Annotated in this window: 9 protein-coding genes and 4 tRNA genes; 12 read left to right on the forward strand and 1 reads right to left on the reverse strand. The window is 39.8% G+C overall.

Going from position 1 to position 11,705, the window contains the following annotated elements:
* Positions 1–113: 113 nt before the first annotated feature.
* Positions 114–1,034, reverse strand: a complete 921-nt coding sequence (locus TY15_RS21870; RefSeq protein WP_040206711.1) for a nuclease-related domain-containing protein — start codon at positions 1,032–1,034, stop codon at positions 114–116.
* 223 nt (positions 1,035–1,257) lie between these two features.
* Here TY15_RS21870 and TY15_RS21875 point away from each other — a divergent pair, with 223 nt between their 5' ends.
* The 12 genes from TY15_RS21875 to TY15_RS21930 all read left to right on the forward strand — a co-directional run.
* The gene (locus tag TY15_RS21875) at positions 1,258–2,550 is read left to right on the forward strand and encodes an adenylosuccinate synthase (protein WP_040206712.1); all 1,293 of its coding nucleotides are present in this window, start codon (positions 1,258–1,260) and stop codon (positions 2,548–2,550) included.
* Between the two features lie 137 nt (positions 2,551–2,687).
* Positions 2,688–2,763 (forward strand) — tRNA-Lys (locus tag TY15_RS21880).
* Positions 2,764–2,776: 13 nt separating this feature from the next.
* Positions 2,777–2,848 (forward strand) — tRNA-Glu (locus TY15_RS21885).
* A gap of 66 nt (positions 2,849–2,914) precedes the next feature.
* Positions 2,915–2,991: transfer RNA gene (locus TY15_RS21890), tRNA-Asp, on the forward strand.
* Between the two features lie 8 nt (positions 2,992–2,999).
* Positions 3,000–3,072 (forward strand) — tRNA-Phe (locus TY15_RS21895).
* Positions 3,073–3,471: 399 nt separating this feature from the next.
* Complete coding sequence (locus TY15_RS21900; protein WP_040206714.1) at positions 3,472–4,920, forward strand: M23 family metallopeptidase; 1,449 nt, start codon at positions 3,472–3,474, stop codon at positions 4,918–4,920.
* Between the two features lie 207 nt (positions 4,921–5,127).
* A complete protein-coding gene (yycF, locus tag TY15_RS21905) occupies positions 5,128–5,838 on the forward strand; it encodes a response regulator YycF (protein ID WP_040206716.1) in 711 nt (236 codons plus the stop codon).
* 8 nt (positions 5,839–5,846) lie between these two features.
* On the forward strand, positions 5,847–7,673 hold the full coding sequence (gene walK, locus TY15_RS21910; protein ID WP_040206719.1) for a cell wall metabolism sensor histidine kinase WalK: 1,827 nt from the start codon (positions 5,847–5,849) through the stop codon (positions 7,671–7,673).
* On the forward strand, positions 7,670–8,992 hold the full coding sequence (locus TY15_RS21915; protein WP_040206720.1) for a YycH family regulatory protein: 1,323 nt from the start codon (positions 7,670–7,672) through the stop codon (positions 8,990–8,992). The genes walK and TY15_RS21915 overlap by 4 nt, the downstream gene beginning before the upstream one ends.
* On the forward strand, positions 8,979–9,776 hold the full coding sequence (locus TY15_RS21920) for a two-component system regulatory protein YycI (RefSeq protein ID WP_040206721.1): 798 nt from the start codon (positions 8,979–8,981) through the stop codon (positions 9,774–9,776). Before TY15_RS21915 ends, TY15_RS21920 begins: the two co-directional genes overlap by 14 nt.
* Positions 9,777–9,783: 7 nt before the next feature.
* Entirely contained in the window at positions 9,784–10,578 is a 795-nt protein-coding gene (locus TY15_RS21925) for an MBL fold metallo-hydrolase (RefSeq protein ID WP_040206877.1), read from the forward strand.
* Positions 10,579–10,854: 276 nt separating this feature from the next.
* Positions 10,855–11,705: S1C family serine protease (locus tag TY15_RS21930; RefSeq protein ID WP_042375570.1), on the forward strand; the 851-nt coding region annotated here is incomplete at its 3' end.

The raw sequence follows: 11,705 nt of genomic DNA on the forward strand, positions 1-11,705 counted from the left end.
TGACTAATGCCCGAGAAGACAGGAAAAAAGAAAAGGCGGTAACTAGTCAAAACAAAAATACCCGCGAAGAAAAGAATTCAACGGGTATCAAAAATATTAGTAGTATTTCAGATCTAATCTTTTCTAGAAACATAATTTGATGAGATACTGGAGCCAATTCGTTTATAGTTCTTTTTAAGAACTCTTCTAATCGTCTTTTCAGACTTAACAATGTGACACCACTCATGAATCCCTTTCGTAGTAATTTTCCGATCAGGAAATAGTAGCATGAATTCATCGACACTTCTTACCACAGCAGATTCCACCTCCTCTTGACAGCCACAATGACCGCACACCAACTTCAAGCCCTTCATCTCAGTAAAAATGGAAAAGCACTTTGAACATAGAGGTCCCTTTTCAAGTTGATCATAATCGTATGCAGGTAAGTACGGGTATGGTGACTCGATGGTATGGAGAGATATTAATTGTTCAGCTAGATTGAATTGCCGTTTATTCGATTTTGATGGCCGTTCATTTAACTTTTTCAAAAAGCGGTTAAGTTGTGTTGGAAAAATAATAGATGGATTAATTGTGGTTTGATATAAGTGGAACTCGGGGTTAATGAATATTAGATATGATTCAATTGGATAACGATAACCAAGGTTTGTAAGCAATGCTCGAAGTAAGGTTTCACAACGATCTAATTGATGTAACGGATTTTTTATTTCTTTTTTAGGAGTCAACTTATTCCATTTATCCCCTTCAGCACAGTAGTCACCTTCATAATTTTTCACATCCAATAGATAAATTTTTTCGTACGCAATTAGTAACGTATCAATTTGAAATTTAGAATGGTTATATTCAAGCAATAAATCATGAACGATAAGGTAATCCTTGGACAGTTCCTCTAACCAAGTGTCACTTTTTTGTTCTCCTTCAAATCCCTTTACTAGATTCAAATAATTATTAACTTCTTTTTCTGGTAAAATCATTCGAGCATGAAGAAAGCTCATCAACTTTATCACCAATGATTTTTGCCGATGCTTAATAACCATATGCCACCTCCAATTTATTATCGTAAGAAACTATATTTATATCTTATGAAAAAATTTCAAAATTTTCAAGTTGCTATATTCAATGATTGCAATAATTATATTTTACGAACATATTAATATATTTTTATATAAATCGTTCGGGTTTTGTTTGCTTTTACCTATAAAAATTGATAAACTTGTGTATGGAAATTAGAAAAGCGCATTTAATTTGGAGGTGCCTTATATGTCATCAGTAGTCGTTGTTGGAACGCAATGGGGGGACGAAGGAAAGGGGAAAATTACAGATTTCCTTTCTGAAAATGCAGAAGTAATCGCACGATATCAAGGTGGTAACAATGCTGGCCATACCATCAAATTTAACGGAGAAACCTACAAATTACATTTAATTCCTTCAGGGATTTTTAATAAAGAAAAAATTAGTGTGATTGGCAATGGGATGGTTGTCGATCCTAAAGCGCTTGTACAGGAACTAGCTTATTTGCACGAAAAGGGCGTTACAACCGAGAATTTACGGATCAGTAATCGTGCCCATGTTATTCTTCCTTACCACTTAAAGTTAGATGAAGTGGAAGAATTAAGAAAAGGCGACAATAAGATCGGGACAACGAAAAAAGGAATTGGTCCTGCCTATATGGATAAAGCAGCTCGTGTAGGGATTCGGATTGCGGACCTACTTGACCGAGAAATTTTCGAGGAAAAATTAGAGCAAAACTTGGCAGAAAAGAATCGTTTATTTGAACGTATATATGAAACAACTGGATTTACGAAGGACCATATTCTCGATGAGTACTTCGAATATGGACAACAAATTGCGCACTATGTTTGCGACACTTCCGTTGTCTTGAATGATGCCTTAGATGATGGTAAACGTGTTTTATTCGAAGGTGCACAAGGGGTTATGTTAGATATTGATCAAGGCACATACCCATTTGTCACCTCCTCTAACCCTGTTGCCGGCGGCGTAACAATTGGTTCTGGTGTAGGGCCATCGAAGATTACTCATGTTGTAGGTGTTTGTAAGGCCTATACTTCACGTGTGGGAGACGGTCCCTTCCCAACGGAGTTGAATGATGAAATTGGAAATCAAATTCGAGAAGTTGGCCGTGAGTACGGAACCACAACAGGTCGTCCACGTCGTGTTGGATGGTTCGACAGTGTCGTTGTCCGACATGCCCGTCGTGTTAGTGGGCTAACAGACTTGTCACTTAACTCGATCGATGTCTTAACAGGCATTGAAACATTAAAGATTTGTACAGCTTATCGCTACAAGGATGAAGTAATAACTGAGTATCCAGCAAACTTAAGAATTCTATCTCAATGTGAACCGATTTATGAGGAACTACCTGGTTGGACTGAGGACATTACTGGAGTAAAAACATTGGATGAACTGCCTATTAATGCCCGTCATTATGTTGAGCGAGTAACCCAGCTGACAGGAGTGCCATTAACTACCTTCTCAGTTGGTCCTGATCGTAATCAAACAAATGTAGTTCGCAGCCCTTGGAGACAAGTATAATCATGATAAGGAAGCCCTCCTGATGTGAGGGCTTTACTCTTTTTAAATTTTTTTAAAAAAAGTATTGCGTTCTTGATAATATCCATGCTATTATAAAAAGCGTCGTCACAATACGACACCGAGAAACAAACTTGTACGAGCCATTAGCTCAGTTGGTAGAGCATCTGACTTTTAATCAGAGGGTCGAAGGTTCGAGTCCTTCATGGCTCACCATTTACATTTATATGGCCCCTTGGTCAAGTGGTTAAGACACCTCCCTTTCACGGAGGTAACACGGGTTCGAATCCCGTAGGGGTCATGGCTTTTGATTGTCAGTAAGTAACTGGCAAGGACGGTTTCCTTGCTGGCGATCAATTTATAGTTTGGTCTGGTAGTTCAGTTGGTTAGAATGCCTGCCTGTCACGCAGGAGGTCGCGGGTTCGAGTCCCGTCCAGACCGCCATGTTGAATGGCTCAGTAGCTCAGTCGGTAGAGCAAAGGACTGAAAATCCTTGTGTCGGCGGTTCGATTCCGTCCTGAGCCATCCCAAAAAGGAAGCTTACATTTTGTAAGTTTCCTTTTTTTTCGTTATACATGAATACGTTGTAACCTAATTGTAATAAAACGCTTACTTTTTTGTGGATATCCCCGATAGTTTGTCCTATGCCCTATTAATCAAATCTACTACTCTATAACTATAAGAAACCTTGATATCATAAGGAATTTTCCTCACTTTTTAAAAAATAAAACACGATAGATTTCCTAGCATATTTCAAGTAAATGTAGAAAAATGTCAGCTTTTATACATTTTTGTTACATTATAAAGACTATGAAACTTTTCAAATAAAACTATGTTAAAGTAAAAGAGGTCTAAAATTCTGGAAAATTCTTTACGTGGATAAGTTCAAGTTATAAGGGTTTTACCGTGGTTTAGGAGGAAAAAATGTTATTCTCGAATAAAAAAACAAAGACAAAAAAGTTCTTGCTGTTAAAGACAACTGTATTCACTACTTTGGCTGCATCCGTTATTGCCTTTAGTAATGGCCCAGTTGCGCTTGCTACATCATCAAATTTAACCACCGTTTATCATGTCTATCTAAATGGTACATATATAGGAAATGTCACCGATAAAACTATAGTTAATAATCTAATTGATGAAAAGGCCAGCACAGCCAAAAAATCCCTCAATGGTATCGATTTTAAAATTGGTCAGCAGGTTCAGTTCATACCAGAGCAGGTATTCCAGTCAACAGCTAACAACTCGGAAACCATTCAAACGATTAAAAATACATTCGAAATTCAGGCAGAGGCCGCTGCCATTATGATTGATGGTACACCTGTTGTGTATCTTGATCAAGACGCTACAGCAGAAGATGTAATCAAGAAGTTGAAACTGCAATATGTGTCAGAGGAACAATTGAATGAGCTTGAGGCAAGAAAAACGAAGGGAAATGAACCTTTACCAGCCCTTGCTCAAAATCAGTCTCGTATATTAGACGTTCGCCTATCGAAAAACGTTTCAATTGAACCAAAAAATATTGCACCAGAAAAAATTATGTCTGCAGATGACGCTGTATCATTTTTACAAAAGGGCACAATAGAAGAAAAGAAATATGCTGTTCAAGAGGGTGACGTACTCGGAACGATTGCCAATAATCATGGATTGAAAACGGCCGATCTCCTCGCCCTTAATCCAGGCTTAACTGAAGATTCTATGTTGAAAATTGGTGAAGAAATCAATGTGACGGCCCTTAAGCCGTATATTGAAGTAATTGTTGATAAAGAAGTGAATCAGCAGGAAGAAATTCCTTATGCCGAAGAAGTAGTAGAAGATTCCTCGCTTCCAAAGGGTGAGATGACAGAAAAACAACAAGGTCAAAATGGATCTCGTTTCGTAACGTATGCCACCTCAGAACAAAATGGTGTCACGGTTAAGAAGGAACAGACAAGTGAGCAAATCCTCCAGCAACCGGTGAAGCACATTGTTGTCAAAGGCACAAAGGTTATTCCGTCACGCGGTGAAGGAAATTTTGCTTGGCCAACGGTAGGTGGTTATGTTTCAAGTAAGCAAGGAATTCGTTGGAACAAAATGCATAAGGGAATTGACATTGCTAGACCGAGTAATAAAACCATAAAAGCAGCTGATAATGGTGTGGTAGTCTCTGCTGGCTGGGGTGGCGGATATGGTAATAGAATTATCATTGACCACCAAAATGGTTTCCGTACATTATACGCTCATATGTCATCGCTTAATGTAAGTGTAGGCCAAACAGTTTCAAAAGGTTCAGCAATTGGAATCATGGGGGCTACCGGTGATGCAACAGGGGTTCACCTCCATTTTGAAGTTTATAAAAATGGCGGCTTGGTCAACCCACTTTCATATTTAAAATAATGTTTTAAGGTCTCTAGTCTTTCGTACTAGGGACCTTTCATTTTTAAAGTGCAGAAAATCGTGATAGGTCCTAAGTACTTTTCACTGCCAAATGCTACTTATAGGTGAATTACGGATAATATAATGGTAAAGTAAAGTGGTAAAGATGTGACTTCAAATGGGTTTTATTAAAATAGATAAAATGAATGGACGAAAAGGAGCAATGATATGGAAAAGAAAATTCTCGTTGTTGACGATGAAAAACCGATTGCAGATATTTTACAATTTAACTTAAAAAAAGAAGGATATGCTGTCTATTGTGCCTACGATGGAAACGAAGCACTCCAAATGGTAGATGAAGTTCAACCAGACTTAATCCTCCTAGATATTATGTTGCCGTTACGTGATGGAATGGAAGTATGCCGCGAAGTCCGTAAGAAATACGATATGCCAATCATTATGCTAACTGCAAAAGATTCGGAAATTGATAAAGTTCTCGGTCTTGAACTTGGGGCTGATGATTATGTGACGAAACCGTTTAGTACAAGGGAATTAATTGCCCGTGTGAAGGCCAACCTACGTCGCCATAATCAGATCCAAGCTCAGTCAGATGATGAAAATGAAACAAATGAAATTGAAGTGGGTTCACTTGTGATCCATCCGGATGCCTATGTTGTTTCAAAACGTGGTGAAACGATTGAACTAACTCACCGTGAGTTTGAGCTACTCTATTATTTGGCGCAGCATATTGGGCAAGTCATGACAAGAGAACACCTACTACAGACGGTTTGGGGTTACGATTATTTCGGAGATGTACGGACAGTTGACGTAACGGTCCGACGCTTGCGTGAAAAAATTGAGGATAGCCCTAGTCATCCAACGTGGATTGTTACACGCCGTGGGGTTGGCTATTATTTGCGGAATCCTGAACAGGAGTAATTGACTAAATGAAAAAGGTTGGTTTCTTTCGGTCAATCCATGTGAAATTTGTCATCATTTATGTCCTGTTAATATTGGTGGCCATGCAAATAATCGGTGTCTACTTTGTTAAGCAATTAGAAGAAACATTGCGGTCTAACTTTCAGACCTCGATTAAACAACGGGTAGATTTACTTGCCTACAATATTGTTGAGGAAATGCAAAAGGAAAGAACGCCTGAGGATCCCACACTTGAGGAAGATTTAAAGAAGATTCTGAAGGATTTTGATGCCGGAGATATTTCAGAAGTTAGTGTCATCGATAATCGATCGCTAAAAATACTGGGTACCTCCAATCCTAGTAATCAGGGTGTGGTTGGACAAAGGTCAACCGAGCTCCAGGTGAAGCAAGCAATGGTTTTAGAAGAGGATCAAAGTGTGATAAGAATCGATCAGTCAACTGGACATCGAATTTGGGTTCTTTCTACGCCCATTAAATCGGGTAAAAAGGTAATTGGTGCTATTTTCTTAGTGGCCAAAATTGAAAATGTGTTTGCCCAAATGAAAACCATTAATGGGATTTTTGCAACCGGAACGGCGATTGCATTATCGATCACAGCGGTGTTGGGGATTCTGTTAGCTCAGACAATTGCTAGGCCGATTGCCGACATGAAAAAACAGGCCTTAGCGATGGCGAAAGGGAATTTTTCTCGAAAGGTTAAGGTGTATGGCTATGATGAAATTGGTACATTGGCTGTCACCTTTAACAATTTAACGAAAAAGCTCCAAGAAGCGCAGGCCATGACGGAAGGGGAAAGAAGAAAACTATCCTCCGTTCTGTCATATATGACAGATGGCGTGATTGCGACAGACCGGAAAGGTCGGGTAATTTTAATTAATGAGCCCGCAGCTGCGATGCTGAATGTTTCACGTGAAACAGTCCTTTCCCAGCCAATTGTTTCCTTATTGGATTTAGATGATACCAATACTTTTGAAGACCTACTAGAAGAAAAAGATTCATTAATATTAGATTATAGTACGAAAAAGGAGCGCTATATCCTAAGGGCGAACTTTTCGGTCATCCAAAAAGAAACAGGCTTTGTTAATGGTTTAATCGCTGTCCTACATGATATTACCGAGCAAGAAAAAATAGATGTGGAACGAAGGGAATTTGTTGCCAACGTCTCTCATGAATTACGGACCCCACTTACGACCATGCGCAGTTATTTAGAGGCTCTTGCTGATGGGGCATGGCAGGATGCAGAAATCGCGCCTAACTTCTTAGAGGTTACTCGGACAGAGACGGAAAGAATGATTCGCCTTGTGAATGACTTGCTTCAACTATCCAAAATGGATAGTACCGACTACAAATTGACCATCGAGTGGGTAAATTTCGTTGATTTTTATGATCGAATCATTGATCGGTTTGAGATGACAAAGGAACAGAATCTATCATTCAAACGAAAACTCCCTAAACACGCCATCTTTGTGGAAATTGATGAAGATAAAATGACACAGGTTTTATACAATATTATTTCTAATGCCTTGAAGTATTCCCCTGAAGGCGGACAAGTAACCTTCTCTATTAAAGAAAAGGATGACAAGATTATTGTTAGTGTATCCGATCAAGGCGTGGGGATTCCGAAAGAGAATATTGGGAAGATATTTGATCGATTCTACCGTGTCGATAAAGCGAGAACCCGAAAATTGGGTGGGACGGGACTGGGACTGGCGATTGCAAAAGAAATGGTCAATGCTCATGGCGGAGCGATTTGGGTAACAAGTGAGGAAGGGAAAGGGACGAAAATTTCTTTTACACTACCATACGAGCGTTCTGAAGAGGATGAATGGTCATGAGATACGAAAATATTAAATCAGCAATTTTAACGATATTAGTCATGGTTAGTATCCTGTTAACCTGGAATCTTTGGACATATCAGCCCCATTACGCCCCGATGGAAAAAGGAAATTATGTGGCCGAGGTTACCGTTAATGAAAAACAAGAGGTTCAGAAAATTGTTCGACCAGATCAAGCCTTGTTTCATATAAAAGGGCAGCATTATGGAACGAATAATACAAGCGAACTCGAAAAGTTGGTTAAGGAAATGGGTCGCTGGACCATCTTCGATATGAAAAATTATACGGATAAAGTGGAAAATGTCGAGGAATTACTCCATCAAAGTGGAAATGTAGAAATTATTTTCCCTGGTGAGGTTCCAATTGAATTATATCGTAGTGTATTAACCATTGAAGGAAAAAAGATCCCCTCCTTCAACTTCAATCGGATCATTATTAATGTGGAGGATGCGGAAAAGGAAAAGGGCGTTGTCTACTTCGTTTCCTCTGAAAATCAGCAGGTTTATATGAGTCATATAACGACCACGAACTTGACGGAGTTCAATCATGATTTTTATAAAAATGCAAATAAGTATCCTGCCTACTTTGCTTATAAGGTATCGGATAAACGGACACTTTTTCTTCCGGAAAATGAAACAGAGATGATGACATATAAATATTTGCCTGTTACCCTAAATTCCGATGAATTCAAAGCAGCTCTCTTCAATGACCCAAGTTTTGTTCAGAAAAGCTCTTTACCACAGGGGGAAGAGTATACAAGCGATTCTAGTAAAATGACGGTCAACTACGAGACGAATATCCTTCGCTATGTGAATCCAACAGTCGAGGATAACTATCTTGACAGTTCCTATGAGTTAGTGAAAAGAAGTATTGATTTTGTTAATGAGCATGGGGGTTGGACCGATTCATATCGATTTGTATCGAAAAGTGAATATAACCGCTCCGTTACCTTTCGCTTATATAGCATGGAGGGCTATCCAGTTTATAATGACAGCGGATTATCGGAAATTAGTGAGGTTTGGGGTCAGGATGATATTAATATGTACGTCCGGCCGAATATTGCTTTAAAACTGCCAATCACCACAGAGATGCATAAGGTTACACGTCCATCTGGACATGAAGTATTAGAGTATTTACAAACGAAAGAGAAATTTAATCCTGAGCTACTTGAAGAACTGACCTTAGGCTATCGCATGGGACGGGATTTGGAGGGAAATCAATTGATTCTTCTCGAACCGACTTGGTTCTACCGTTACAATAAAACATGGGGCCAAATTACGATGGATGATCTAGGGGGTTCGATGAATGGATTGGAGTAAAATTAAAACCATTTTTATTGTGACGTTTTTGATATTAGATGTGTATCTTTTATTTCAATTTATGAAAATCCGTGACGCCAATAAATACGAGATCAACACAGCGGCCTCTTTTGAAGAAAAACTGAAAGCGGATGAAATCGAGTATAAGGAACTCCCAAAGGCACCGATAAAAAATCAGTACCTAACTGCCAAACCTAAGTTTTTTACGAAGGCAGAAACTGCAAAACTGAAGGGTCAAACCGCTTTATTGCAAGAGACTGATCCAACTTTGGAGGTCACACTCGATAAGCCCCTGCAGCTAAATTCCAAATTTGAACCATCAGAATTAGCTTCCTTTATTAAGGAAAATATTCTTTACGGTGAGCATTATCAATTCGGGGAGAAAAATGATAAAAAAAATACGATCACTTATTTTCAACATTATGAGAACTTCCCGTTGTACCAAAATATAAACGGAATGATCATCTTTACGGTTAATGCAGACAATCAAATCATTTCTTATCAACAAACCTATTTAGAGGGCATTGAAAAATTAACGGAAAAGGAAGAAATCCTCGAGCCGTTAAAGGCTATTGAAACCTTGCATCAAAAGGGCGTGTTGAAGCCGAAAAGTAAGATCACAAAAGTGGAGATTGGCTATTCAACCCTGGTTGGTTTAGCTGCATCCCAAGTGCTCGCCCCGACCTGGCGTTTTATAGTCGATGATAAGGAAAGCCTGTATGTAAATGCCTTTGAAGGGCAAATTATTCAGTTTAATGCAGATGAAACTAGTAAAGTGGAGTGAAATGGACATGTCATTACGATATAGCATCCTAGCAAGTGGGAGTACAGGGAATGCCCTATATGTAGAGTCTGATGAGCATTCCTTCTTAGTGGATGCGGGCTTTAGCGGAAAGCAGATGGAGTCACTTTTTGGACAAATAGATCGTGATATCAGTAAGCTGTCTGGCATTTTTGTTACGCATGAACACAGTGATCACATTAAAGGAATTGGCGTTCTAGCCAGAAAATATCATTTGCCTGTTTTTGCAAATGAAAAAACGTGGCGCGCGATGGAATCTTCAGTCGGAGCGATCCCTACTGAGCAGAAGTTTGTTTTTAATATGGAGACAGTGAAGAGTTTTGGTTCAGTCGATATTGAATCCTTTGGCGTCTCACATGATGCGGCTGAGCCCATGTTTTACGTGTTCCATGCATCCGGCAAGAAGCTTGTCCTGATTACAGATACAGGCTATGTGAGTGACCGGATGAAGGGGACGATCTCGAATGCGGATGTGTATATCTTTGAATCCAATCATGATGTGCAAATGCTTCGTATGGGTCGGTACCCTTGGAACATCAAACGACGAATTTTAAGTGATCTTGGCCATGTTTCCAACGAGGATGCAGCACTGGCAATGAGTGACGTGATTGGTGACAATACGAAGCGGGTGTATCTTGCTCATTTAAGTCTTGATAATAACATGAAGGACTTAGCCAAGATGGCAGTAGCGCAAACCCTAGAAGGCCAGGGGCTGATTGTTGGAGAAAAGTTCGATCTGTATGATACAGACCCAAAAACACCGACGATTTTAACAGCAATATAGGACAAGCAAGACGGGAGTGGAGATTTAGTACCACTCCCGTCTTTTTTTGAGGGCTCAGGCACGAGTCTCCTACGGGAAAAGCAGGTCAAGGGAGACCCCGCAGAAGCGAAAATCAACAGGCAAGCTTAATGGCCTTTATGAAAAATTTATGAACAATTTCGTAAGTTTTTTGTAAGGGGAGGAAAAAATTTAGTAATTTAAGGAAGAATGAGTATAATTGTTATTATAAGCCAAAATAACAGATAGCATCTTTTCGAAAGAGAGGAATGGGAGTATATGGGTTATTATGATGATCATTCACAGGCGCGCTATAAAGAGCAAAAGGGGAAAAAGGGTGGGGTCTTTTTCGCGAGCTTAGCTGGTGCCATTATTGGTGCTGTCATAGTTGTTCTTGCGATCCCTACCTTATCTGATCAAGGGCTCCTGCCGTATCAAATTACGACAAATCAAAATAATTCTACTGAATCGACCAACCAAACACAGCAAAGTGCCATTCAACGGCAAATCTCTTATGATGTGAATTCAGATACAACCAAAGCAGTCGATAAAACAGGTGCAGCAGTTGTCGGCATCAACAATATTCAGTCCTCAAGCTTTTGGTCCGATAATACGGAACAAACGGAGCAAGAAGCTGGGACTGGATCAGGGGTCATTTATAAGAAAGAAGGCGGCAAGGCCTACGTTGTCAGCAACCATCACGTAGTAGAAGGGGCTACCAAGCTAGAAGTGAGTTTGGAGGATGGGACGAAGATCCCAGCAAAACTGTTAGGCAGCGATGTTTGGACCGACTTAGCGGTGCTTGAAATCGATGCTAGCAAGATTAAAAAGGTAGCGGAATTTGGAAATTCGGATAGTTTGAAAATGGGTGAACCGGTCATTGCAGTCGGAAATCCACTCGGGGCGACCTTTTCCGGATCGGTTACCCAAGGGATTATTTCTGGCTTAAAGCGGACGATTCCGGTCGATATCAATCAAGACGGTGTAGTCGACTGGCAGTCTGAGGTATTACAGACCGATGCAGCCATCAACCCAGGGAATAGCGGTGGTGCTTTAATTAATATGGCAGGGCAAGTCATTGGCATCAATTCGATGAAAATTGCCCAAGAGGCGGTTGAAGGAATTGGTTT

It is taken from the genome of Neobacillus jeddahensis, from assembly GCF_000612625.1.
GTDB lineage: Bacteria > Bacillota > Bacilli > Bacillales > Cytobacillaceae > Neobacillus > Neobacillus jeddahensis.

Bases quoted from the DNA above. Each gene is read 5' to 3' on its own strand.
- TY15_RS21870 (WP_040206711.1), bottom strand. From the start codon at position 1,034: ATGGTTATTAAGCATCGGCAAAAATCATTGGTGATAAAGTTGATGAGC.
- TY15_RS21875 (WP_040206712.1), top strand. From the start codon at position 1,258: ATGTCATCAGTAGTCGTTGTTGGAACGCAATGGGGGGACGAAGGAAAG.
- TY15_RS21900 (WP_040206714.1), top strand. From the start codon at position 3,472: ATGTTATTCTCGAATAAAAAAACAAAGACAAAAAAGTTCTTGCTGTTA.
- yycF (WP_040206716.1), top strand. From the start codon at position 5,128: ATGGAAAAGAAAATTCTCGTTGTTGACGATGAAAAACCGATTGCAGAT.
- walK (WP_040206719.1), top strand. From the start codon at position 5,847: ATGAAAAAGGTTGGTTTCTTTCGGTCAATCCATGTGAAATTTGTCATC.
- TY15_RS21915 (WP_040206720.1), top strand. From the start codon at position 7,670: ATGAGATACGAAAATATTAAATCAGCAATTTTAACGATATTAGTCATG.
- TY15_RS21920 (WP_040206721.1), top strand. From the start codon at position 8,979: ATGGATTGGAGTAAAATTAAAACCATTTTTATTGTGACGTTTTTGATA.
- TY15_RS21925 (WP_040206877.1), top strand. From the start codon at position 9,784: ATGTCATTACGATATAGCATCCTAGCAAGTGGGAGTACAGGGAATGCC.